At 59.0% G+C, this 24369-nt stretch carries 23 protein-coding genes; 5 read left to right on the top strand and 18 right to left on the bottom strand.

Going from position 1 to position 24369, the window contains the following annotated elements; translation table 11 throughout:
• The first annotated feature begins 13 nt into the window (after nt 1-13).
• Complete coding sequence (locus ACIQT2_RS10115) at nt 14-520, top strand: hypothetical protein (protein ID WP_402945976.1); 507 nt, start codon at nt 14-16, stop codon at nt 518-520.
• Between the two features lie 68 nt (nt 521-588).
• On the opposite strand, the gene ACIQT2_RS10110 is transcribed toward ACIQT2_RS10115, so the two are convergent.
• From ACIQT2_RS10110 to ACIQT2_RS10060, 11 genes are all read right to left on the bottom strand, one after another.
• Entirely contained in the window at nt 589-870 is a 282-nt protein-coding gene (locus ACIQT2_RS10110) for a hypothetical protein (protein ID WP_402945974.1), read from the bottom strand.
• A 105-nt stretch (nt 871-975) separates the two neighbouring features.
• Complete coding sequence (locus ACIQT2_RS10105; protein WP_402945972.1) at nt 976-1482, bottom strand: single-stranded DNA-binding protein; 507 nt, start codon at nt 1480-1482, stop codon at nt 976-978.
• A gap of 54 nt (nt 1483-1536) precedes the next feature.
• Nucleotides 1537-2607, bottom strand: a complete 1071-nt coding sequence (locus ACIQT2_RS10100; RefSeq protein ID WP_402945970.1) for an ArdC-like ssDNA-binding domain-containing protein — start codon at nt 2605-2607, stop codon at nt 1537-1539.
• A gap of 160 nt (nt 2608-2767) precedes the next feature.
• Nucleotides 2768-3268 carry a hypothetical protein gene (locus ACIQT2_RS10095; RefSeq protein ID WP_402945969.1) on the bottom strand — a complete coding sequence of 167 codons (501 nt, stop codon included), beginning with the start codon at nt 3266-3268 and terminating at the stop codon, nt 2768-2770.
• Nucleotides 3265-5028, bottom strand: coding sequence for a type IV secretory system conjugative DNA transfer family protein (locus tag ACIQT2_RS10090; protein ID WP_402945967.1), 1764 nt, complete (start codon nt 5026-5028; stop codon nt 3265-3267). Before ACIQT2_RS10090 ends, ACIQT2_RS10095 begins: the two co-directional genes overlap by 4 nt.
• Before the next feature lie 26 nt (nt 5029-5054).
• Nucleotides 5055-6515 (bottom strand): ATP-binding protein, encoded by a 1461-nt coding sequence (locus tag ACIQT2_RS10085; protein ID WP_402945965.1) that lies wholly within the window; start codon nt 6513-6515, stop codon nt 5055-5057.
• Nucleotides 6512-7990 carry an SCO6880 family protein gene (locus ACIQT2_RS10080; protein ID WP_402945963.1) on the bottom strand — a complete coding sequence of 493 codons (1479 nt, stop codon included), beginning with the start codon at nt 7988-7990 and terminating at the stop codon, nt 6512-6514. The genes ACIQT2_RS10085 and ACIQT2_RS10080 overlap by 4 nt, the downstream gene beginning before the upstream one ends.
• Nucleotides 7983-9389 (bottom strand): type IV secretion system protein, encoded by a 1407-nt coding sequence (locus tag ACIQT2_RS10075; RefSeq protein ID WP_402945961.1) that lies wholly within the window; start codon nt 9387-9389, stop codon nt 7983-7985. The genes ACIQT2_RS10080 and ACIQT2_RS10075 overlap by 8 nt, the downstream gene beginning before the upstream one ends.
• Nucleotides 9390-9395: 6 nt before the next feature.
• Nucleotides 9396-9695, bottom strand: coding sequence for a hypothetical protein (locus ACIQT2_RS10070; RefSeq protein ID WP_056625817.1), 300 nt, complete (start codon nt 9693-9695; stop codon nt 9396-9398).
• A gap of 253 nt (nt 9696-9948) precedes the next feature.
• Nucleotides 9949-11382 carry a hypothetical protein gene (locus ACIQT2_RS10065; protein ID WP_402945959.1) on the bottom strand — a complete coding sequence of 478 codons (1434 nt, stop codon included), beginning with the start codon at nt 11380-11382 and terminating at the stop codon, nt 9949-9951.
• A complete protein-coding gene (locus ACIQT2_RS10060) occupies nt 11379-13037 on the bottom strand; it encodes an SIR2 family protein (protein WP_402945957.1) in 1659 nt (552 codons plus the stop codon). Before ACIQT2_RS10060 ends, ACIQT2_RS10065 begins: the two co-directional genes overlap by 4 nt.
• Nucleotides 13038-13668: 631 nt before the next feature.
• Between ACIQT2_RS10060 and ACIQT2_RS10055 the strand changes: the two genes are divergently transcribed.
• A complete protein-coding gene (locus tag ACIQT2_RS10055; RefSeq protein WP_402945955.1) occupies nt 13669-14112 on the top strand; it encodes a hypothetical protein in 444 nt (147 codons plus the stop codon).
• A 133-nt stretch (nt 14113-14245) separates the two neighbouring features.
• Here the strand turns inward: ACIQT2_RS10055 and ACIQT2_RS10050 are convergent, their stop codons facing one another.
• Complete coding sequence (locus ACIQT2_RS10050) at nt 14246-15361, bottom strand: C40 family peptidase (protein WP_402945953.1); 1116 nt, start codon at nt 15359-15361, stop codon at nt 14246-14248.
• A gap of 758 nt (nt 15362-16119) precedes the next feature.
• Entirely contained in the window at nt 16120-17013 is an 894-nt protein-coding gene (locus tag ACIQT2_RS10045; protein ID WP_402945951.1) for an RNA polymerase sigma factor, read from the bottom strand.
• A 180-nt stretch (nt 17014-17193) separates the two neighbouring features.
• On the opposite strand from ACIQT2_RS10045, the gene ACIQT2_RS10040 reads away from it, so the two are divergent.
• On the top strand, nt 17194-17517 hold the full coding sequence (locus ACIQT2_RS10040) for a helix-turn-helix transcriptional regulator (protein WP_128397298.1): 324 nt from the start codon (nt 17194-17196) through the stop codon (nt 17515-17517).
• Here the strand turns inward: ACIQT2_RS10040 and ACIQT2_RS10035 are convergent.
• On the bottom strand, nt 17471-17974 hold the full coding sequence (locus ACIQT2_RS10035; protein ID WP_402945949.1) for a hypothetical protein: 504 nt from the start codon (nt 17972-17974) through the stop codon (nt 17471-17473). The two genes, ACIQT2_RS10040 and ACIQT2_RS10035, sit on opposite strands and share 47 nt — an antisense overlap.
• Nucleotides 17975-18155: 181 nt before the next feature.
• Between ACIQT2_RS10035 and ACIQT2_RS10030 the strand changes: the two genes are divergently transcribed.
• On the top strand, nt 18156-18440 hold the full coding sequence (locus ACIQT2_RS10030; protein ID WP_402945947.1) for a winged helix-turn-helix domain-containing protein: 285 nt from the start codon (nt 18156-18158) through the stop codon (nt 18438-18440).
• Here ACIQT2_RS10030 and ACIQT2_RS10025 read toward each other — a convergent pair.
• The 4 genes from ACIQT2_RS10025 to ACIQT2_RS10010 form a co-directional block, all read right to left on the bottom strand.
• Nucleotides 18409-19146 carry an alpha/beta hydrolase family protein gene (locus ACIQT2_RS10025; protein WP_402945945.1) on the bottom strand — a complete coding sequence of 246 codons (738 nt, stop codon included), beginning with the start codon at nt 19144-19146 and terminating at the stop codon, nt 18409-18411. The two genes, ACIQT2_RS10030 and ACIQT2_RS10025, sit on opposite strands and share 32 nt — an antisense overlap.
• A gap of 463 nt (nt 19147-19609) precedes the next feature.
• Nucleotides 19610-20065: a hypothetical protein gene (locus ACIQT2_RS10020; RefSeq protein ID WP_402945943.1), complete on the bottom strand. Its 456-nt coding sequence runs from the start codon at nt 20063-20065 to the stop codon at nt 19610-19612.
• Nucleotides 20062-21075: a hypothetical protein gene (locus ACIQT2_RS10015; RefSeq protein ID WP_402945941.1), complete on the bottom strand. Its 1014-nt coding sequence runs from the start codon at nt 21073-21075 to the stop codon at nt 20062-20064. Before ACIQT2_RS10015 ends, ACIQT2_RS10020 begins: the two co-directional genes overlap by 4 nt.
• A complete protein-coding gene (locus ACIQT2_RS10010; RefSeq protein ID WP_402945939.1) occupies nt 21072-21563 on the bottom strand; it encodes a hypothetical protein in 492 nt (163 codons plus the stop codon). Before ACIQT2_RS10010 ends, ACIQT2_RS10015 begins: the two co-directional genes overlap by 4 nt.
• Nucleotides 21564-21842: 279 nt before the next feature.
• Between ACIQT2_RS10010 and ACIQT2_RS10005 the strand changes: the two genes are divergently transcribed.
• Nucleotides 21843-24200 carry an AAA family ATPase gene (locus ACIQT2_RS10005; protein WP_402945937.1) on the top strand — a complete coding sequence of 786 codons (2358 nt, stop codon included), beginning with the start codon at nt 21843-21845 and terminating at the stop codon, nt 24198-24200.
• The last annotated feature ends 169 nt before the right edge of the window (nt 24201-24369 follow it).

Raw genomic sequence — 24369 nt, 5'->3', positions numbered from 1 at the left:
CAAGGAGCAAGGCATGCAAGGGAATCCAGTACTCAAACCGAAGGTCGCGACACCCGCTCTGATCGTCACAAGCGTGGTGACGCTGTCCCTTGCCGTCGTTGTTGCTGCGATGGCCTTTGCCTTTCCGGCAACTGGCTGGGTCCTAGTAGTCGTCGTGACTGCAGGTCTTGTGCTGTCCTTCTTCTGGTACCGGCGAGTCCGTGACTACCGCGTGTGGACGAATAAGAGCAGCGCGCAATGGGAACGACTGGAAACCCTGAAGCACGGCGCTGCGACCACCACCGAAGTGACCGTCATCAGCGTCGACTCCCCACAGCCGACGGGAGCCTGGATCACCATCCGCTGGAATCGTTTCGACTACGTCCAGCCTGCGTGGTTCGAAGCACTCCCCGACCCGATCTGGCCTGGCTCCGTACTGCTAATCCGACCTGACCCTGAGCAGGTGCGACCCGGCACCCCCTGGCCCGCAACCTACTCCATAGCCGCTGACCACGTCCTTACGTGGGCGCCGCAGCTCTGATCGGTGGAAGAGACCCTCCTCCGTAAAAGGCGCGTACTCGCTAGTTCCAGCACTAAGACAGGGTGCGCTTAGAGCGGACGCCCCCTCCATGATTCCTGGTCCACCCGCTTGATCTGCCCAGCCGGGAACCAATCCACGTGATAGACCCGCCGGTCATCCACCCACTCCACCAACCCAAACGACCTCGTGTACTTGATGGCCCGACCATAGATTTCGCCCACGCGGACCAACGGCTGCTTACCGAGGTCGAGGTCAATGATCTTGCCGTCGTCCGGTTTGGGGTGACTGTCGTCGGCCTCGATCTGGGCCATCATGCGTGCGAAAGCGATGGAGTCTTGCTTCGGTCTCATAGATCAAGATTAGAACATATATTCGAATACAAGGGATTCGCCGTTAGACAGAGTGCTGCCCACGTCACCGACATGCGACGTGGGCAGCGAGTTGAAGGACCGAAATCAGGCCGACATCTCACTCCCCGGAGTCCCGCCGAAAGGGGACGACACCACCGGACCTTTGGTCGTCACGTTGTAGACCGGCCAGCCGGTCGCGGTCGTAGCCTCCGGACCGGTCGCCTCTACAGTGGTTTCTGGTTCCGTCACGGCACGTGCAGAACGCTGGTAGGTAGCAGTCCCAAACCGAAGATCAGGACCAATCGTGTCAGCAATAATGCGTCGAGCCTCGCGGCGCTCGCCGTCCTTGTCGTACGACCGGAACTCCAGTTCGCCCGAGACAGTTACCGGATCCCCCTTCTTGAGAGATGTAGCCGCGTTTTCTGCCAGCATGCGGAATGCTGACACATTGTGGAAGACGGGCTCGCCGTCGCGCCAGGTGCCGTCAGGATTCTGGATGCGCTGATTCACGGCGACCCGGATCTTCGCGTGCGGCGTTCCGGACTCCCCGATCGTGAGCTCCGGGTCCGCGACAAGATTGCCAGCGATGGTGATGGGAATCTTTGTGTTCATGGTCGATCTACCTTCCTTCGCCGATGGGCCTCTCCCATCGGACATCTGAATGGATCAGGGACCCGCCAACTCCGGGCCAGGCATCGAGGCACCCGGCCCGGGCACACCAGCGTAGGTAGAGGAAGCCGTGACAGCGGGCGAAGCCCTGACAGCAGCGAACTTCCCACCAAACCCAGGAGGATCCGAAATAGCGAGAATGCCTTTGGTTGCCGCCGTTACTCGCCCCAGCACAGACTTGGCGATGTCCACGCGCGACGTCGGAGCACGGCCCTCCTGCAGCTCCTTCTCGGTTCTGATGACCGCGTCAGCCCACCCAGCCAGATACGTGGCCGACTGCGGCCCACGATCAATGCCATGAGCACGAAGGACTGTATAGGCCACCGATTCGGCCTCCACTTCGGCCAAGCCGCGATGGTTCGCGCTGCTGCCGTAGAGCCGACCAACACTGTCCTCCGGGCCATGCAACAGGACGTGCCCTAGTTCGTGGGCAAGGACCGCCACCCGCTCCTCGCTGCTCATCCACAGGCCAACCTGGATCCGACGAGAATCGAAGTCGGTGTAGCCGCTCGTGTAGCCGTATTGGACGCCTGAGACCTCAACCCGGAAGCTGCGCTCCTTCGCGACGTCACACAAGGACCGCCACAGTTCGCCCAGGTTTTCCCCGGATTCAACGCCCCCGCGCGGCACCAGGATCGGCGTTCCCTCGGTTTGGGTAACGTCAAAGACTGCCTGCCCTCGCCAGCCCGTGACAACGCTCTTCTTACCAAGACTGACCGCATCAACCGGCGCTGCCTGGGCCACGGGCAGCAGCTTCCGCTGACCATCAGCCAACTTCAACTCCTGCATGGAAGCAGTCCGCGGTGCGATCACCCAGAGCGCGTGCTCGCCCCGCAGCACGGTCCGCCCATGACGCGCCCACTCTTTGTAGCCAGCAACGAGAGTCGGTTCCTCGGCACCACGCTGCGCCATCTGCGCCATTAGCAGGGCGACGTTGCCCCCTGAGTAACGCCACAAAGTGGCTGAGGCATCTAGCAAAACCTGCCATCGAGCCGGCGACTCAATAGCTTGCTCAAGGGCAGTGTGAAGTCCTGCAGTGAGACTCGCGATGCGCTCTTCAGGTGACATTCGACGGGTCGGCGGAAGGCCGACGTCGTCCGTCCCGCCAGGCAGGTGAGGGTTAGATTCAGGTGTAGCGGCCACGACAGCCATCCTTCGTGCTTCTGAGTCAGCCCTGAGAAGGGATCACCTATCCATTTCCGGTCCGGGCCAGGACGCCATGACCGGATCAGGATCCAAACTGATGGGCGCTCAATTTCCAGTCATCGAAGGCCGGTTCCGCTGGTACAACCCTGGTGACCGGCTCCTTGTGGCTCTGCAGACCGACGCACCCTGCGGTTCTCGTGTGGGTTCGGAGACGTTCGACGGCGTGTGGGAGCCTTTCGTGGAAGGCCAAGGGACCGAAGCCCGAGTCGTCGGAAGTAAATGAAGCCATTTCCGCCCGCTGCAGCGCGTAGAGCTCGGCCACCAGTTCCGAATGCCGCCACCAGCAATCAGGCACAACAGAGGTGGTCAGCTGATAGGTGGCGACAAGCCATCGAACCCAGTCAAAGAGGCTCTGCCACGCAATCTCAGCCTGTTCCCGTGACATGTCCCGCCAGCGGCGAGTGACGCCCACTGTGCGGGGCGAGGGCTGAAACGACGAGCGAAACAACTCAGCCGTCAGTTCATCGTCAAGGTCAGAGATGCGGCCCACTTCGAAGTCGGAATCATCGGCCTGGGTGCTCATGAGTCAACCTCAGTGTTCGATTCCTGCCGGGTCAGGTGACCGGCAGCCAGCTCCCGCTCTGTTTCAACTTTCGAACGGCCGAGTTCCGCGGCGTCTTTGCGTTTGTGCCAGTCGCGCAGGTCAAGAAGTATGGGTCGAGTTCTTCTGCCGAGCATGAGGGCCGTACCAACAGGTAGACGACGGATCTCATCCAGGCGGATCACCGGAGTATCGCGGATCTGTTCGCCGTCCTGGCGCCCTTGAGCCGACCAGGACCGCGTGTTCATGATGAGGCTACGCTCCCCCAACAGGCCTGCCAGCGAGCGCAGGTCACGCTCGTCAGAACCGCCGCCGAAGATCACTTTGATGATCGCGGAGTCCCAGATCGTGGCTGCCTCCTCGATCGACCATCCACTGCGGGCTTGCGACAAAGACTGCAGGACCACCAAAGTAGAAATCCCAATGCCTCCACCATCAGAGAGCACCACTGGAAGCCCGGGCCACGGAGACAGGTTAGCTATCTCATCAAGGATCAATGACAACGGCGGATCCAGTCGCCCGCCGGCCGAGACGAACGCCATTTCGCGAGCAGCATTGTCGATGTCGTCGATCAATGCCGAGAGAAATGGACCAGCTGCAGCAGCTCCGGAGCGGGTGCCGATCAAATACAGCGTCCCCCGCTGTCTGATAAAGGCCTTCGGGTCGAACTCCTGGGCTTCGTCCTGCGGATTCAGCGCCGCCAATACTCGTGGTGAGGACAACGGTGCGACCGCCGCAGAGACTCCGATCCAAGAGTTCGACGTGTTGCGAGGATCGTCCTCCAGTATCCCCATCAAGTCGGCCTGCCAACCGAGTGCAGCTCCCGTGCGGCCGAGGACATCCAAAGCTTCGCGTGCCAGAACCGGGCTGGAGGACCAACGGCGGAAAGCAGCAATACCCTCGCCAGACAGAGCCGCCGCGTGGAGAAGACACTGCAACACGATCAGCGAGCGCTTCTGCCACGCCGCATTCTCACCTTTCATCTCAGTATCTGCCGTAATCACCAACGCTCGACGGGTTGCGATATCAGGATCCCCACACCCTCGCACAGGCGACCACCGAAGCGTGGACGGCAGCCCCGACATGCCTTGCGGATCAAACACCGTCACAGGCCGCCCATCACTCATCCGGGCCCGCATAGTCACTACCAAGTTATCGGCACGCGTTGACGTCGTGACCACCGCCCCTGGCGCATCGAGGATCGCATTGATGACCACATACAGGCCCTTGCCAGACCGAGGCTCACCTTGAATAACCATCGATTCCTCCGTCGAGACATGGATGGTCACGCCCCGCGAACGCCCGAGCGTCCACGAGACGTCTTGGATACTCGGTCGACTAACCCCAGGACGCGTGTACAGGCCGCGACGGCGGACGGCTCGAGAGCCGAAGTCGCGAACAATCTCGGCCCTTCCGGCCACGCCGTCCCTGCTCAGGATGTCCTGCCGGAGCCACGCACCGGATTGTTTCCATATCCTCCAGCCGAGCACTCCCCCAACGGCGAGCGCCGCGACCAGGACCAGCACGCCACCCACGATCCACCAGACTGCAGCCATGTCAGGCGCACACTCCTGCGAGATCCAGTCAGATCGGCTGACTAACAGGCCGACGCCGGCTACGGGATTGAAGAACGACGGCGGCCTGCCGCCGCACTGCCGCGGCGTCGCCAGAGTGGCGGCTGCCTGGACGAGAAAGCAAAAGACCACATAGCCAGCAATGGCCCACAGACCTACCGACACCATTGGGTTGGTGCTCCCTGTTCGTGCCCTCACAGGTGCATCCGATCGTCGGTTCCGAAGACCTCCAGCTCATCGGTGGTCACCCGGTTCGCCACGATGAACGAGCGGTTCCCCACCTTCCACAACCCGACACCCTTGGGCAGGTTCTCCACGTGATCGCACTCGGCTTCCGTGAGTCCCAGCGCCTCCTTGGTCAGCCGCATGGCGTCGTGTTTCTGGCGGTAGATGATGCGAGTGTCTGCCTCGGTCAGGAGCCCCAGTGCCTTCTGCCTGTGGCCGCTGGTACTGTCGCCGATTTCGTTGAGGTCTGCGACCTTGTGCATGATCAGAAGGTTGGCAATCCCGTAGGTGCGCGCGAGCCTCCACTGCTCGCTCATCTTCGCCAACATGTAGGGGTCGGCGAGCATCCGCCAACCCTCGTCGTACACCACAAGCCGTTTGCCGCCGTCGGGGTTTGTCACCGCGGCCTCAAGCCACGTTGCGCTGCAGGCCGCAGCCAGCGACAGCGCTTGCTCCGAGGCGCCGATCAGAGCCGACGTGTCCATCACCATCATCGGCGCATCAGCATCGAAGGCAACAGTGGACGGAGCGTCGAACATTCCTTCCAGGTCGCCCGATACGGTCCTCCTCAGCGAGTGGCTAACAGCGACGCCCCCATTTCTGCCAACCAACGCCAGAGTCTCCGGGGATGGCTGCAGCAGGTGGTCCAGCACCATGGGGAGCGTCGGCGTCGAGTTCTCCGCCGTCGTTTCCATCAGCGCCATGTCTAAAGCCGTGTGTTCAACCGGGTGCAGTGGAGTGCCCTGCCGCATGAGGGACACGAGAGCCACGAGCAGTTGCCGGCGCCGCTGCCGCACAACGGCCTTCCACTGCGTGTCAGTCAGCAAGCTCGGCCTCGGTCCAGCATCTAGAGGGTTCACCCGCGCCGACCGACCCGGGCCAACAGAAATCACCTTGCCGCCCACAGCATTGGCTACCGAAACCCACTCACCCTTGGGATCGGAGGCAACGGCCGCCTTTCTGCCCAGAGTTATGGACCTCGCAACTAGCGACTTTCCGCACATCGACTTACCAGTCCCCACCGTGCCGATGACGACGATCGACGGGCCGCTGATGATCCCTTTGTCGTAAAGGATCCACGGATCATACGAGAAGGCGCCGGAGCCAAAGACATCCGTTCCGATGTAGGTTCCTTCATGGCCCAGACCGGACTCCGTGATGAACGGGTATGCGGCCGCGAACGTCATGGTCGAAGCGCGGTGCGGAGCTGGCCGCAAGCGATGGGGACCCCACAGCGAGTTTGTCTCCCGGCTCCCCCAGTCACCGCGCAGGCGCTCGCGGTCCGGCTGTTCCGCCGTCTTGTCCTCATCGCTGCGGAACAGGCGCCTTCTCTTTGGAGCCGCTTCCGCTGCCACCGCCCGTTTGGCGTCCTTCCGCTCCGAGCGCGTGCCCGACGGCGTATAGGTCACCTCTTGGTTCTTGAGGCTCATCGCAGTCCCCGCCCTAAGGGAAGTCCGCCAGCGATGAAAGCGGCCCACTGCTGGCCGGCAAGCAACCGCAGTTCTACGAACGCACCAGCCGCTGCTGATTCGAGTTCATGTCGATGGCGGGCCAGGTCTTCCAAAGATTCGGCGGTTATGGTGACGAAAGCCGTAGGCCGAACGTCACCGTGTCCCGCGACGATCTCTTCTTCCCGTTGGGAAACTTCTTCTTCCTCGGCACGCTGCTCTCGCGTTGTGGGTCGATCGAAACGTGCGTTGATACGCCTTCGCGTTTCGTGCGCTTCTTGGGCAGAGCGAATATCACGCAGAGCTTCAATCGTCGGCACGGTACGTATGACCTGGGTAACTGTGTGCCTGAAGTCGCCGACGTACACCAGAGGATGCAAAAAGCCCGGATACACCTTCTGACGTGGCCACTCAGCCACCCAGAACGTCTGGTGGAACCCGGAGTCGCTTCGAAGATAGGTCCAGTGCTCCTCGACAGCCATGGGGCCGGAACTCTGACGCGGTGGCTGCATCTCATCTCTAGGCTGACGCTCCGATTTAGAGGATCCTCGCGCGAGTGCCTCAGGATCGAAGGCTCCGCGAAGGACTCCCAGCAGTTTGGACTCGGACAACCATTCATCAACCCTGACACCGTGAGTTGCCAACGACGTCGTGATCGCGCCAACCTCAAGACGCAGTAAGCGTTCGAGCCCGTTCTTCCCTCCGCCCGATTCCTTGATCCGTCGGCGGGACTTTGACGTATCCACGACAAGCGACAGCAACACATCGTGACTCATCGCCGACCCGGCTGCCGAGATCAGATCTTGGTAGGCCATTTGCCCCCACGAGCTGCGCTCGCCGTCTACAGCGGTGACAGTCCGATCGTAGAAGTCCTGCAGCGCCGACGACGGATATGGAACGGTGTAATCCTGGACAGCAATGCGGGCGATGTCAGATCGTTGGGCCAGCCCCGCTTGCACCCGTGACCACGCTTGCGCAGCCCAGGCTTTGTCATCGTCGTCGAGCAAAGCAAAGGATCGGGTGCTACAACGGAGCACGACGATGGCTTCTTTGCCCGGCGCATCGAGGATCACACACTCGCCGCGGCTAAGCGGCTGAACCCTGAGGTTGCCCAAGCCCCCGGGCAGAGCAAGCTTTCCGGCCTTGACCGGACGCTCTGGCCGTGCCAGAAAGCGAGTCTGCCCCAGAACACTCCGCACGAAGAACAGGACGATGAGACTGCCCCAAATCGGATACGGAATCCGCGAGTACTGGAGAACTCCGATCAAAACCAGAGTCACCCACATCGGTGCTGTCACTACGAGGCCGCTGGGACCGCCCGCAGCCGAGGCAATAATCGCCACGAGCACGCCTGTGGCTACCAGCACTAGCTGATACCACTTCAGCCCCATGAAGATTCCGCGCCGTTCGTACCTGGGAAATTTGACGGGTTCCAGTGCCCGCGATTCATCACTCATTGGACTTGTCCGGAGGTAGTGGCTTGTAGGTGTCCTTGTGCTTGATCGGCGGCAGTTCGGCCGCTGGCAAGCCGCTATTCGGAGATCTGACTTCAGGTGCCCGCGTTGTTGGTTGGGTGCCCGGGGATGTTGCCTTGCTCGGTCCAGCTCCAGCACGGTTCGTGGTCGTACTCGTGTTGACGTCATGGTCAGTGACCACCTGCCCCCTTACGACTGAGGTGCTGGAGTTGGAACTGCCCGACGACGACCCGTCCATGAGGGTGACGTCGCCGCCCGAGCGGTGTACCGGCGTCGTGCTTGAAAGGCTCCGCGGCAGCGGCACGGATGGCGGAAGGGCTCTAGTGGGGATGTCCCGACGGCTCGACGGAATAGGCCGTGCAATTGAGGATCGGGCCATCATGGACGCGATCGTTAGTCGCCCGCCGAGTTGTCGGCTGACCTGACGCGAGGCAAAGTTGTTACTCCGCGACAGGACGTGTCCACCGCCCGCGACTTGAGCTGCTGCGGCGAGTTCCCCTCCCGCGAAGCTGACAAGCCGGAGCGCCATCAATGGAGCTCCGCAGGCAAGAACCATGCCGACCGTGCCGGCAGCCAGTCCGGCGAACGACTCCGAATCGGCAAACAGCTTGATGGCCGTTGCCAAGACGGTCGCGGCCAGAGGTTTCGCCAGCAGGAGGGCGACGACGATTTCACACCAACGTCCGGCCCAGACCTTGGATTTCTCCCACGGCAGCATCATGAGGGCGACGGGCGCAACGGCGGCAAGGACTGCGAGTGCGAAGGTGCGGAAAATCATCGAGCACATGAGGATGAACGCCAGTATCCACACCACGACGACAGCCATGACCGTCACGATCGCTCCGCCGACGGCGCCGCCCTGATTGCCTGGAGCAAGGGAGACCACGTTCCAGTCACGGTCAGAGCCAGCGACGGCTCGTTCGAAGCCGAAGAGGCGCATGAACACGACGTAGGGGTCGGTGCCGATCGATTCGAGGAGCGCCGCCGAGGCCTGGTCGCTGGCTAGAGTGAGCTGACGGACGACGTAGACGGCCGCCGCCACGAGCGGCACCGCTGCCGCTCCCCCGATCAGAGCGCGTAAGAGTCGTCGGGGCTGTTGGCTGAGCAGACCGGACAGGAGCTGGATGATCATCACCACGACGAGCGGGGTCATCATGACGATGACCCACCAGTTGGTCAGTCCCCCGATGGCCGTCCATTGGGAGTCGTCGACCTCCGATACCGTGAACGCGCCCGTGATGAAGCCCCACATCCACGAAGCGATGTTCTGGAGGACGTTGGCGAAGATGGATGTGATGGAGCCTTGGATGCCGTCGTTCGCTTGCGAAACGAGGCCGCATCCTGGCGGCCACCAACCGTTGAGGTCGCAATCGACAGGCATGGCTGCTCAGAAACCGAGCGGGAATGCCGTCTGCGACCAGAGGATGTAGCCGTTGATCCCGCCGAGGATGGCCGCGACAGGACCAGTCCACAGCAGAATCACGCCACCGCCGGAAGCCAAGCGCGAAGATTGGCTCAGCTTGCCGGCCAGAAGCATCGCGGCTCCGATAATCGCCACGATGGCGATGACGATGAAGGCGCCGACGAGGATGCCCCCGCCGATCTGCTTCAACGACTCAAGAAAAGGGAAATTCGCGTTTGGTGTGATCCCAGGATCCACCGCTGCCAGAAACATCTGGTGCTCCATCCAGTCGTCTTCAAATGGAATGAGCTGATTGGGCTCACGACTTCATGGATGGGAAGGGAAGGAACTACATGACTCCATGGACGTTTGAACAGTCACGCTGCGTTCGAACTGTAGGAACCCATACTGACCTAGGTAGGTCTAGCGCTGGGTCTGTTCGTCCTCTAGATTTCCAGGACGGGGCTGCAGTCCAAGTACCCCAGAACCTTCGGGTTTCGTGATGAGGCGCGCGGACGAGCCTTATCAACCAAAGCGTCTACATGAATAGCCGATACGGATAGGCCTCATTCGTTAACGCTGGGGCGTGCGCAATTACCTGCGCTAAGTTTTGTGAGTACTTAAGGGTTACGGGCAATGGATCAAAGAGCGCATCGTTGTTCCAGTCCATCTTCGTCAGTGCTAACACGTCCATCGCCATTTCCTCAAGGCTGCCGTGGCCAGCAAATCGCGATAGAAGCAGGGGCCCAGGAATGGAGTTCCCCCCTTGGAAGTAGCTCCGTCCCGTCAGGGCATCCGGGGTGTTACCTCCTGTCCATAGGAGGACGGCGTGTCCCGACAAGTGCACAACAGTTCCGCGACGCACTGGGTAGCCGTCAGGCAGCGAACGCGGCCCAGGCTTCCTTGGATCTCGAGGAGCGTTGAGCTTCACCGCCCGCCAGGACACGCTCGACTGTACTTGGACGCACTCAACCTCTGGGATGCCAAGCAGCGCTTCGCGAACGCCCTGAAGTTCCCCATCGGTGAAAGCACTGGACTTATGAATAACCACTCGTCTGGGCGTCCCGCCTCCCTTCCTCCTCTGATAAAGCGCGAGGCTCCGAGCGATGACACTTCTCATCTGGTCGGTGGATAGGAAAGGGTTGCGAAGGTCGATGCCATCCCCAGCGTCGAATGCTACGAACTGCATCCCACCGCCGTCCGCGTCAAAGACTTGACTACAGCACGTGACAAACCTGCCAGCTTCAGGCTTACCCTTTCGGGCATAAGACAGTCCGATGTATGCACTGTCGATTGCGGCAGCATTCTCCGCCAGTTTCCAAGGTGTGCCCCCGTACTTGGTGTACAACGCGATACTAAGACGCCACGCAACGGACGCGCGGCAGCGATATTTCCAGACGTCATCATTCAGGATCTGAGTGGCTATCCCCAATGATGCCGCCCCAACTTTGATTGAATGGTGGAGGTCAAAACCCCTATCATCTCTAAAGGCGGTCGACCAAGCATTTGGAAGGTAGATAGCAACGACGTCGAAAGACTCACGTAGTGCTGCGTATTGACGAAGTACGCTAAGGACCGACTCGGCGACCCCCTGTCCAACAAAACCACCCGATTCGAAGTCTTCCAGTTTGGCCGGCAGGGTTGCGTGCAGTGGATCAGCAGCTGGAGCAACAACAAGACCTAGTGCATGCGACATACCTGGATAGTCAGGAAGGTAGTCAGGCCGTTCCTGTGCCTTCTGTGGCTGATTCAATTCGCGGAAGAGAGTACCAACCCGTTCGTAAGAACCTGGCGGACCTATTGTGGCTACACGCAACGTCGTCCCTAGAACGGCGTGAATCTTCTTGCTGTACGGCCCAAACTTCATCAAACCTCTTAGAGGATGGACCATGACGGAGTTCGCGTTCGTGGGATCAAATGCAAGTGCCGGCTCATCCAGTACCCGATAGGGCGGAAGCTTAGAGTCAATCATGAGAGCCCGCTTTGGCCGGGAACGCTCCACGCCGTCGTTTTGCTGATAACGAAGCGCGTGCTTTCGTCACCTGGCCACGCAGTCATTGAAGTCAATTCCTCTGGCGCAAGGAACGCCGCCCAGACCCCCACCATTTGGGCCCAGTCCTTATTACGTCGTTTGAACCATCTTTCTCGTATCCATGGGGAGACCGGATCAGGTCGACGACGATCAGGATCTCGCTCCACCCATGTGAAGGGCTCAAACAACAACCACCACCTGCCCAGACGTGGCTCAAGACGTAGCCGCACACCCTCCGCGTATTGACGGTTGCCGTAACGGGTTAATCGTCCATAAAGATCTGGCCCGTAAACCTTCTTGAATGGTTCCAGAGCCATGGTGAGTTGGCCGCGGGTGTTTTCATTTCGCACATTTGAAGGATCAGTCAGGTAGAGCAAATGCCCGCGGTCACGAAAGGACGGACGAACGGGTCGACCATTCGCGAGAGCCCTCACTAGCGATCGAAGCAATAGACCGTGGACTACCGTGTCCTTCCCTGGATCCGCAACGCGGCTACCAAAGACTAGAGAAGCACCCCTATCAACTACATTGCGCAAATCCGTGTCCGAACCTAGTGCGAACACCTCTTGACCGTTGCTAACTGCGTCAACACGAGCCCCCGCAATCTTCAACGCATTGCGGAGGTCTTTGTTTTCAATGGACGTCTGCGCTGTAATCACGCGTGCGGGGAGTTCGACGACTGGGAGTGCGTTAAAGCGCAAGACAGGGAACTGTCCGTTCTCCAAAACCGGCAACTGCACGTCCTGAACCTGCTGCGTTGGAAGTAGCTCAACAATCTTCCTACTAAGCGCCGACGGGAAGTCCTTGTGACGAGCAATCTCCCCCAACAACTCATCAAAAGTCTCGCTAGCCACGACGTAAGTCTCAACGCCTGCTTCCCCTGCTGACTCCAGGAACTTTTCGACGCGAGGAAGCAGTCGAGTTGAAGATCTTCGAACCCAGAACAGACCATTTGGATACGGTGTGGGGGTTTCAAGAACCTGTTCCAAGGCATCCATGACAGATTCGTCCCGCCCGCTGTAACCAGCTACCACCAGCCCGAATCTGCGCATGGATTCGGTCAGCACATGTCCGAGCGTTTCGTCTTGGGCACGAAGTTCTGATTCTGTATTTTTGATGGAGTCTGATTGATAATCGCCGTGTAGCTTTACGAGTAGAGGCCAATCCCCTTGTTCCAAGCAACGACGGGCAATGTCAGAATTGGTCAGTGCAGCTACTCGGAGCGGCAGCCGCTGCCCAATGTCGAGAATATCGTTCGCACGCATTGCAGACTGCTCAATCAACGAATCGAAGTTCGTCGTAAAAGCTAAAGGGGTCTGGCCCGTCGCCAAAAGCGCACCGAGAACTTGTTGTCCGTACGACGGGCTGCCAAGTTCAACTGCTGTCGAGATATAGCGGCGTCGGTCCGCAGCTGAGGGGTACATGCGCGTAAACGCCGCCTCATACTCTTTTGGGTCACCCATCAATGGGAAGCCACGAGCGCCGTTAAAGTACGCATTGATACGCTCTATCCATAGCGGATCTTCCGCATCAATGTCGGAGCGAAACAACCGATGGTCCGCCGCGTAAAGAGAGGCTTTGAAATTCTCAATCATATGCCCGGCCGTGGGGACACCCGCACTGGCGGATGCACCAGCTCCCAAAAACCACGCCACTTGAGCTCGTCGAAGTACCAGTATGCGTGCAAATTCGCTCTCGGTTAGTTGCCCCAAAACCTTCCCCCAAACTACCGTGGCCGCATGAAGCGCTGCGGCAACACCCGACAAAGACTCTCTAAAGAGTCCCACAAACGATCAGAAATTTGACGTTGACACGTCGCAACCTGCTTCGTCCTAGTTAAGCGTGCATCTCCTCGATTTGAGTGAGCCTGCATCTGCTGCAACCTTACGATTCCTTGCACCGACGGAGAGAACCGTGAGGCATATAGGTCCGAATAGCAACCAGGGCACACACCACGTGCGCACCTTGGTTAGAATCTGAATGTTAAGAGGCACGGGCCCCACCGCATCGCTGGGGAGCCAACACCACAGTTTTATCAAAGGACATCAAATCGGCACCTCTCCGGTCGGCTTCGGCCGCTGCTCGCAGGTCCACCGGCAAAGCAGTCAGCACATTGGGCCGCCTGACGGTCAAAGGTCGAAGCCGCTGTGGGTTGAGAAGCACCCAGCCCTCACCGCTACCCTGGGGGCAATCCTCGTCGGAGTAATTAGCGCGGGATCGGCCATCTTGGGCGCCACAGTTTCATCCAACACTTCGCTGGACATCGCCAGACAACAGCAAAGCAAAGCGGACGACCAAAAGGCGCGTGAACAAAAGGAGACCACTTACCGCGAGTATCTCGACGCTGCTGTCGGCTACAGAGCCGCCGCCTCGGACCTATTTGCACGCACGGCACCGTCTGACGTGTCCGGAGCATTCTCTGCCTTCATGACCGCGAGGTCACGCTTCCAAAAGCAGGCAAATGAAGTCTACGTCTACGGCAGCGACGACGCATGGAAAGCGCACGTAGACGTGGCTGGTACGCTGCCCCCGGCTCTGAGTGACGCTCCACTCAATTTCAAAGCTTCAGATCTGTCCAACGAAACCGCCTTCACAGCCGCGTACCAAGAATTCCTTGCTGTCCGATGCAGGGAAGTCGCAGCCAAGGCGCGTACCGGCTGCGGTGGCTAGGCGAGTGTCTGGCTAGAGTTTCCTCTCCTGAGCCCAGAAACAGCCTAATGATCCCTGGGTTCCTATTCACATGTCCGCCCTGTTCTGAGCGATCCCAATTGGATCACCCCCAAGCCGGCGTTTCGTTTAGGGTTCACGGGCCACCGTCCAAGAGATTGAAATAGGCGGTGCCTGAATTCCAATCAATTGGATGCAACAGAGTACCCACGGCAGGATTCAAGGCGCTGTACATCATTCCACCCCCCGCATAGATACCCACGTGGCCCCAGTTGTAGATTCCTTGAGGATTCTGAACCACTAGGTCGCCGATCTGCGGTGCCTGCGTCATGCGGCCGACCCGCCACTGCTCCACTCGCGGCAGTTCAATCCCAACCTGCCGGTAAATCCACTGGACGAATCCGGAACAATCCCATGCCTTAAAAGCAGTACCACCCCAGACATAGGTACCCCCGACTCCCATCTTGGTGAAGCGAAGAATGTCTTGGCGGACCTGGCTGAGACCATCATCTGACACATTGGAAGAGCTCGCAGCGGAAAAATCGGTACATGCTGGAAGCTGCGGAATCCCACCGAGAGCATCCACGATGGTGTACGCCTGCGGTTCCCATCGGTCGTACAGCTCCGGAAATGCCGAGACCTGAACCGCCTGTGCAGCCTGTCCTTTACTCAAGGAACCCCACCCGGGGATATCCAACAACCCCCGAGGGCTTCCGTGATTCGGCCCCCATATCCCTCCATAAAAGGCTTTTGCGTTGTAGGTGACATCCATCAATTCTTGGACACTCCCCCACCCGGCGGCAGGACGCTGCTGAGCCGATCCGACGGAGTCTTGATCACTGCCGACTCCATCGTGCGGGTAATTGAAGGAATCAGGGACGTTAGTATTGGCAAGCATTCGGAGGCTGGATTCTTGCAAAGACATCATGATGGCGATGACTAGTGCCTCTCGAGGCAAACCGAGTCCTTTCCCGACCGAGACATACCCCTTGGCGACATTTACTTGAGCCGCCGAAAGCCCGGCGACTCCAACGCCGGTTGGCAGGTCGAGCACATCGGGGCCGCCACCAACACCTGCCTCAGCGCCAGGGACACAGGCGACGGCCGTTGTCGTATGGTCCCCCACCAAAACAACCGCCACCGCGCTGGCAACTACAGCAAATGCGAGCGCGACCACCGCAACGAACGCTCCAATCAACCTGACAAGGGTGCGTCGTCGTACGAGAACTACGGCAAGCCCGGGATCAGGCATCAGTAAACGATTCGGTCGGATGACGCGTAGAACGCAACCATCACGCAACGATCAGCAGGTGCTGACGGAGCTGGAGGACAGTTAACCATGACACTGACGGGTGCGGAGTACGTGTTGGTACTTGCCGACGCGTGGTCCTCGACGGAGAGTCTCACAGTGCAGACATGTAGCCCGGGCCACGGAGCCGGCCGTTCGCGCACCTTGACCAGTTGCTCGTCACACGTCAATGACTCCGCCTTCGCCTCCCGAAAGGCCCCTTGGCCCGCCAAAGTCACGAAGGATCCAGCGTTTAAACCTGTAGCCTCGAACTCTTGAACCAGAACGGTCCACGGATTGGAACCATCCGGAAGCAAAATCCAAAGATCGCGCATCCTGCCGTAGACCTCTGAGTAGGACGAGGTCCTCGTATCCCACGTGTAGATAGCCTCGGCAGCGGCAGAGGCAACTGCGCGAAAGTCCATCGGCCCGAGCATAGGCGATATAGCCGACGGTTTGGTTGTTCCCGAAGGCTTAGCCGAGGGCCGTGGCGCGGCTGGAGATGCGATTGGAGCAGGAGCGGAAGCTACAGGACCAGCCCCCGTGGCTGGCCCCTTAGACGGCAGTGCAATTAGCAGAGCCAGAGAACCAACCATCAGTAGGACCGCCAGCCCGAAGACCCACCGACCCAAACGTGTCCGAAGCCCGTTTTCCTTGCGAATGCTCATGATCACCACCTCAGAGGCATTGGTTGTCAGCTGCGGAGCAAAGGCATCCGCCGATTAGAAGGAGGCCACCCTGCGCACTACGCGCCAAGCGGTTTGGTACAGACGCCGCGCAGTGCCGATCTGCACAGCAACATAGCGATCGGTGACGCCCAGCTTCCGGGCCAGTCGAGCAATCGCTGCTTGCCGTTCCGATCCGTGAACGTCGGGAAGAACTATCCCGTTAGCGACCTCACGCAGGAGGACACTTGGGAGGCATTCAACCGCACACTGACAGAGCTGGCCGATATCGCCAATGCTGCCCGGGGTGACATCGAGTGCCAGGCTGACTGTCTTCGCCGTCTGTCGCACAGCAGTCACGGCGTTCCAACGACGGCGGTCGTGCGGCGTGGGGAGCGCATATTGGCGAGGCGCGGTGAGGCTCTCAACGGCCATCCGCCACGTGGGTGCCGGCACAGCTTCTTGAGTTAACTGCAGGACCATAACCGCCCACTCATGGTCGATGATCTCCTGGTTTTCGGGATTCTCCTGCCCGATGAGGATCGCTGATAGTCGACCCCAAGGACCCGAAACCTCGCCACCCGTGGGGTCGAGCAACAGAGGCAGCGTCCTGTGGTTGAGCTCGCGGCGGGTGTGGGCGGCGCAGATGTTCGACGTCACGCCCTGGACCCATGCTTCAAAGGGGACACCAGGCAACGCGCGGTAGCTCCCCCGTGCTACGCCATTCCAGACGGCTACTCGGATGTCCTGCAGCACGTCGTCAACATCGCATGCCCGTCCGATATGAACCAGGTGAGAAACGACGTAGCGCCGCACCCCTTCAACCGCTCCCATCATCTGGTCAACAGACACGGACAACATCGGCTCCGGCGGACCAGTAAGCGAGATGTCCACCGTTCCGGGACGTGACTGCAGTTGTTCGGCCTGCTCAATCTTGTCGTTTAGGCTCATCGCCCTCACCGCTTCGAATAGCTACTGTTCTCAAGCGTTCGCCGCCAGGTGGCGGCGTTGATACGGCCGAGCCGACTCAGCCACAAACGAAAGCATCTAAAATTTATTGTCAAAGATACTTTAAGTATCGTCAAGAGTGCGGTTCTTACTTTTTTCCTGTTGTTCGGCAAGAATTGAGCCATGCCACGGATTACGCAGCCTCACGACGACGCCTGGTCACCCGACGTCGAGGCGGCCGTGGCCACCTTCGGAAACAGGGCACGGAACGAAATTCTGAGGTTCCTCACGACTTTCGGCCCTGCGACGCGGGGTGACATCGTGGATTCCGTCAGCGCTGGCGAGCCGAGTGTCGCAAAGCATCTGGTCGCCCTGGAGCAGGTGGGGGCGATCGTCGTCGACGTTCCAGCCGGGCGCCGCCACGGCCGATCCCCGCGGTACTCAGCGAATCCCGCTCGCATCAAGGAGCTGCTGGACGCTCACCTTCGCTATGTCCTGGAGGAATAGCTGCTGCCCTTTCACCACGTGGGTGAAGGTCGATGTCCTTGTTTAGATACTCGGAGATAGCGCGCAACGTCTCCGGGGAGACATCCCCCAGCGTCCTGACGGCAAACGACTTCACTCTGGCCGCCCTCAACGACTTCACAAACTCCAGTTGTGAATCTATGCGTTCAGGAATGTCGCCTTCCACGCCGTTCAGAAGGTATGAAGGATCGACGTCGAACATCTCGCAGATAGCGGTGAGCAGCTGAGGATCGCTGACCAGACGTCCATTTCCATCCTTCATGTAGAACCACCTGGCCCGTGAGATCTTGACACCCCGGGCCTGGAGTCCGGCCTCAACTTCCCTGAAAGTAACCGGCGATCCCCGTTCGGCAACAACCACGTCCAACAGGAGGTTCAATCGCCGCGCGAGCGTTGCCTGCGGTAGCTCGCCGTTGCGGCTAGCGTCTTTCGCTGGCATGCTCCGCCTTTCGATCGCCTACTCCCCATTACTGTGGCCCCTTCGCCATCAGTATTCCGCGAGCGCCGTACCGACACAATCAATAACAGTGTGAATCTGTTGTACGGATGACTGCAGGCGTATTCTTATGCTGTAGACCCGTCTACAGCCTCCAACCTTCTCACCCCGAGCCGTGGTTTGCATGTCGACATCCATCCTGATGAACCGAACACGCACCCAGATACTCCGCTTCTTGATAAGGAGCGGACCGACTACCTGTACGGTCTTGGCCTCAGAACTCCGGACCTCCGTGGCCACCATTCGACGCCATCTCAAGCTCCTCGAGTTAGCCGGCCTCGTTCATGATTTGGGCGGTGAGCGATTCTCCGCACGGTCCTCACTGATTGAGAGCCAGCTCATCGAGTTGGCCAACCAATACTCAGTGCAAATGCCTCCTACGACTCCGCCGCCGCTTGTTCGAGACTAGCGTTAGCCAACGTAAGTCCATGGAACCAGTCCTCAACGGAGTGCTCCCACTTATCGGGGTCGAAATTCCACTCGAGGGAGTGGCCCACGGACTCAAACTCCACCAAGCTGACGAGGTCGGGCCGCACCGTCGCAGCCCTTTTGGAACCTTCGAACGGGGTTGTGTTATCCTTCCGGCCATGGAGGATCAGGATTGGCTTCTTCAGCTCCGCTGCTCGCGCCAGCCAATCCAAGGCATCCAGGCAAATCGGTTCGGCAAGGCCGGTCACCCATCGGAGAGCCTTTGATTGAAGGATCGTGAAGCCCAAATCTACAAGCGGGCGAGGCAGTCCTGCTGCCTTAGCGTTCGATCGCAAGGTCGTCCGCCAATCGAAGACAGGGGCGTCAAGAACCATCCCGACCATTCGAGGAGCGTGCCCTGATAGAGCTGCCGATTGTAAGGCTATGGCGGCGCCCAGGGACCAACCGAAGAGAACAATACGTTCAGCACCTTCGGCAACGGCGTACTTGATGGCAGCTTCGACGTCGCGCCACTCGGTTTCGCCGAGCCGGTACCGCTTATCGGACGACGGCGGCGCGTCGCCGTCGTTTCGGAACGAGACAACCAGCGACGTCAGTCCCAGACGTCGCGCGACCGGTATGCCGCGGAGCGTCCCTGCTCTTCTGCCTCCCATTCCGTGGATGTGTATTGCCCATGTCTTTGCCACGTCGGCTCCTTCCGGCGCATCAAACCTCCAGGCCGGAGCCACTCCGTCCTCGACTGGAATATCGACGTCGCGGCAAGGGAAGCCCAGTTGATGGGGTTCGGAGTAGACGTACCCACTCCAAATACCTGCCGCCCCCTGCACAGGGTTTCCTGAGTCCACACGCTCCACCACGCGGGTGACTGAGCCTCTGTCTGGGTTAGTTTCAACCACTGGACCCAAACACGCATGGCCGGTCCCCGACGCAAACCACAAGCTGTACCGTCCACCGGCCTCGGTGTGTGTAGTTGCCGGCAGCTCAATGAAAAGTTGCCCATCGCTGCCGGGGTACACCGACCTAATGGAAAGGTCCTCGCGACGGCTGAATTTGGGTACGACTACTCGGCGTGCAAAGTATGCAGATCCACAAAGACCCGCCAGCAACGCGACCAAACCCATCGTCAGCGCTGCACCGATGGTCAACTGCCTATAAGCCGCCGACACCGTCTTCCCCCATCTGCTCCCGTCGGTCGTCGATCACCTGGCGGAGCTTCTCTAAGGTTTCCGGCGAGATCCCATGCAGTTGCCTGGCGGCGAAGTTTCGCACCCGGGATTCGCGCAGACTGCGGAGTAGCTCCAATTGGGCCTCCACGAGCCTTGGTATTTCGCCTGCATCGTCGAGTAGGTAGTCGCGGTCCACGCCAAAAAACTCTGCCAGGTTTTGCAACAACACGACATCGGTGGCCAGCGAACCATCCCCGCTGCGCATATAGGCCCAACGGGATCGCGATAGTGGAGTCCCTCGCAGACTCATGTGCTTGCTGATCTCTGGGTAGGTCAATGACTCAGCGCCGACCGCCTCATAGAGGTCGAGAAGCAAGTTGAGCTTACGGGCCAACTTGGACTGCGGCGTCTCGGAGACGTTGGCACCATCATCCGTCATAACGTCCGCTCGCCTCTTCTCTTCCGCACCCTTGTTCCATGGTCAATTGGTCCAGCCAGATAATTCTCCGCAGCACTCAAGACTCTAAGCTCGCGGATATCCAAGGAACTCGCTAATCCTGGCTCAACGAGAAGAGCGTCTTGCACCTCCACGAGCATTCTGTGCAGTTTGCGTGCTGGGTCCTGCTGTCTCAGTGATTCGACGCCGAGCTGCAAGCGCACGTCTTGCCTCATCCCAGCTGTCTTTTCCCAGATTCCGCTGAGCCCGCGAACCAACTCATCCTGGCTCTCGAATTCTTTGTGGCGGACTATCCGCCGTGCAACAGGCGGGATGGCCAAGCCCACGCAAAGGAAGGCCATGGCCGCAATCACCGTTGCGTCGTATACAGGCGATACTGCGCGCATGGCATCGAGCTGGCCTTGCAAGTGCAGGGTGTCCATAACGAGCACAAGCGTTACAAGCAGCACGGCCAGCGCGCATCCAATTCCAATGAACGTGAAGGCCAGCCGGTAGTAGGGCGTCGACATTCCGGTGCGGAACAGGAAGCACGTAGCTCCGGTAGCACCGACCACGTAACCGATGTAGACGAACTGGACCGCCGAGTACAACGCGGCTGGGAACTGATCGCCGTAGTCCAACATGAAATGTGTCGAGCTTCCATGCGTAGAGATGAAGCTGAAGCTAGCGGTTAGCCCAAGAATCACGACGCCCAGGACTACGGCGCCCACCGGGTCTCGTCTCTTCCCAACATCTTCTGGGGTCGCTCCTCGGATAATCGCCTTCGAGAGAAAGTAGATGCCAACGACCATTGAGATATTGGCCAGGAGGTCGATGTAGTTCCGTCCGGCAAATGCCGCGTCAAGGCTCGTGTAGACAGGGTCGATGTTGAGGGTCATAGCCACAGCAATCGTGATGGCCGCAGTCAAAACACTGTGGTCCCGCCGTCGTGTTCCTGGCAATAGGGAAGCGACGAGAAGCCACATCAGAACTGCGACGGCAAACTGGATCATCCGAATACCTTCTCGAAGGACCTCGGCTCTCTCGCGCTGTTCCTGATCGCTGCGGCGAAGAGGTCCGCGAGTGATTCCGCAGCCGCCTCAAGCTCATCGCTAAAGCTGGTTCGTGCCAGAACACGACGGACTAAACCTGCCGAAAGGTTTGGGAACAGAACGCCGACATAATCAACCGGAACGACGAGTTCATCGTGCCGTAAGACCATATGCCCCAGTTCGTGCAGCACGAACTGCTGCCGGTGCAGCCCAGACGGGCTGACTGCGTGCAGAATGACTTCAACTTCGTCCGTCGAGAGCCACAATCCGCACACGGACCCGCCGTTCAGAGATCTCGCCGCCTCAATTTCGATGGGACGATTTCGAACACCTTCAACCACCTTGACCAGACGTTCCAGGTTGAGGTGACTGGGCAACTTGAGAGCATCAAAAGCCCTCGCGGCCCGTTCCGCCGGCGATTGTCCTGAGAGATATGGATTGTTGTTCATGGGCTTCCCCATTGATGCGTGTCGCTCGGTTCGCGACGCCATGGTGCTTTTGTCGAATGAGTGCGTCACGAGCTCTTAGATCAATTGAACGCCTGCGCTCTGGACATGTCCAGAGCGCAGGCACCAGATCGGAGTAACGCGCACACTCTAACCAGCGGCAATTGCCGGCGGCGAACGGCCAGTGGCCCCTGTGCGCCCTCCAGGCGTAGCAATCAGTGAAATGTCGGCCCTGAGGGATAGTGTTCAATTGAACGGCATTCGTAAAAAGGGGTATCGACCATGCTAGTCTCCAAGGTTTACATACGGTTCTTCCGGTCCTTCAACTACGACTATCTACGCAAGACGCATCCAAGTGCTACGCCCCACCCTTGGGATCTCTTAGGCGGGGACCTCTTCTATCCCTTCGTCCGGGTCAACCTAGAACCCTCCATCACGACGATCGTTGGCGGTAATGAGGCTGGCAAGAGCCAGTTACTAAGCGCAGTTAGGGCAGCGCTTACTGGGCGCGAAATCAATCGGGGCGACTTTTGCCGGTACTCTCAGTTCTTTGCAGTTGACAAGGAAATGTCCAAGCCAGACTTCGGCATCGAATTGACAGAACTGACCGAGTCAGAGAAGTCGACTCTGAGGGAAGTGTGCGAACTAACCGACGCTGGAGACTTCGAAAGCTTCGCACTCTTCCGATTTGCCGGTGAGGCCTCCGTTGCATACGTGCAGTCGGATGCCGGATGGACACGGCACCCTGTGGTCAAACCAGCCGCACTGGACGAAGTGCTCCCCAAGGTCTTCACAATCGACGCAACCGTGCCCCTGCCAAACAGCGTCCCAATAAGCTTCTTGGCGAACTCCGGTGGCGCCCGCAACCCCTACGGGAGACGGCAGCGACTCACGTTGTTTGATGTCCTTCTGGACCACCCGCAACACTTGGACACAGCCCAATCCCTGGCGGCATTCGCCCCCGAAATGCACGCCGCAATATCTGCACCTCCGGCCGAAGCAGACGAGATGGCGGCCATGCTCGACCTAGCAGATGATCTTCTGGTCAAGGTCTCCGGCATCGACCGCAGCGCGTTCTCAGAGTTGTATCGCGCTGTTTATGAAGGTCGTGAGGGGTACGCAAACGGTATCGTTGAACGGATCAATAAGGCCCTGTCGGCTGCGCTGAACTTCCAAAAGTTTTGGTCGCAAGACCATCACTTTGCTCTGCTTGTAACGTTGCGGGACTTTGACCTTGTTTTCACAATCCGAGACAGGACCGGCACGGAGTATTCGTTCAGCGAAAGAAGTGGAGGCCTGAAGTATTTTCTCAGCTACTTCGTTCAATACCTCGCACACGAGACACTAGCCGGGGAAGGGCGAGAAATACTCCTAATGGACGAACCGGACGCATATCTTTCCAGTTCGGGCCAGCAGGACCTGCTAAGAATATTCGAAGAGCTCGCTCATCCATCCGACGGGACAAAGCCTTGTCAGGTAGTTTACGTCACCCACTCGCCCTTCCTGATTGATAAGAATCACGGCGAACGACTGCGTGTTCTGGAGAAAGGAGAGGGAGAAGAGGGTACTCGCGTTGTAGCGAATGCTGCCCGTAACCATTACGAACCTCTGCGCTCCGCCTTCGGTAGCTTTGTGGCCGAAACAACCTTCATCAGCAACTGCAACCTGATGCTGGAAGGCATGTCAGATCAGGTGCTACTCGCTGGCATGGCATCCCACTTAACGCAGCATGGGGTGCCAGCGATGGAGAACCTTGACCTGAACAAGGTGACCCTTGTTCCCGCCGGTTCGGCAGGTCACATCCCCTACATGGTCTACTTGGCACGTGGGCGCGACGTCGAAAAACCCGCCATCGTCGTGCTTCTGGACAGCGACACCGCCGGTGATTTGGCGAAAAGCCAGCTCAAGAAGGGTGGCCCCAAAGGCAACCAGTTGCTGGATCCAAGATTCGTCGTCCAGCTCGCCGACGTTGATCAAACCAAAGCGATATCACCAAACCCCGCTGGCACGAGGACCATTGAAGACTTGGTGCCACTGCCAATCGCCCTCACAGCAGCAAAGTTATACGCTGAGGAGTTCTTGAATAAGAAGGACTCCGAGGCAGTGCAGAGAATCAATGCTTCGTCATTAGAAATCAGTGCTAGTGGTGTTCATGACGCCCTCGAAACTGCCTTGCGCGCCATAGTCGGTGATACTTTCCATTTGGACAAGATCGCCTTAGCTCGATATGTACTCGAAGTAGCCAATAGGCGGCAGGATGACTTTCAAGAGGAACTAACCGTCCTGCGGGCCAACTTCCGTGCGCTCTTTAGTCTCTTAGGCGCGCGGCAGCGAACCGCAGTCAGAGAGCTGACAGAAGAAAAAGTAGACAAGAAGATCAACCGCCTCAGGAAAGCATTCCTTGCGGACAACCCCACCAAAGCAACCAAAGAGCAGGGCGTCCTGCTACTCGAAGACATCGAAGCCTCACTCATACAAGGTCTGGACGCAGACCGTGTTACCTATGACCTTCGGCGAATTGCATCAAGTCACTCCCTCGCTGTGGATTTAGTAGCGGATATCGAGGATTTCGAACAGTTCAAGGCTGACTTGCATTCGCTCGCTTATACAGAGATCAGGGCAGTACAAACAGCGTCCTAGAGCAAACCGCTCTTGAGCTTTCTCATTTGGAGGTCGGTACATGCAGCCACCTGCGGAGCGGGCAGTGTGTGTTACAAAAACAAGCAGAGCAGACCCAAAGACATCGACGGGGTGTGCCCCTTCGATCGCCCCCGCGCGTCCTCTGTGATGCATCCTGGGAGTCATGCCA

This window comes from Paenarthrobacter sp. NPDC090522 (genome assembly GCF_044769225.1).
GTDB lineage: Bacteria > Actinomycetota > Actinomycetes > Actinomycetales > Micrococcaceae > Arthrobacter.
The sequence above is the reverse complement of the archived record's forward strand: the minus strand, read 5'-3'. Positions and strand labels throughout refer to the sequence as shown.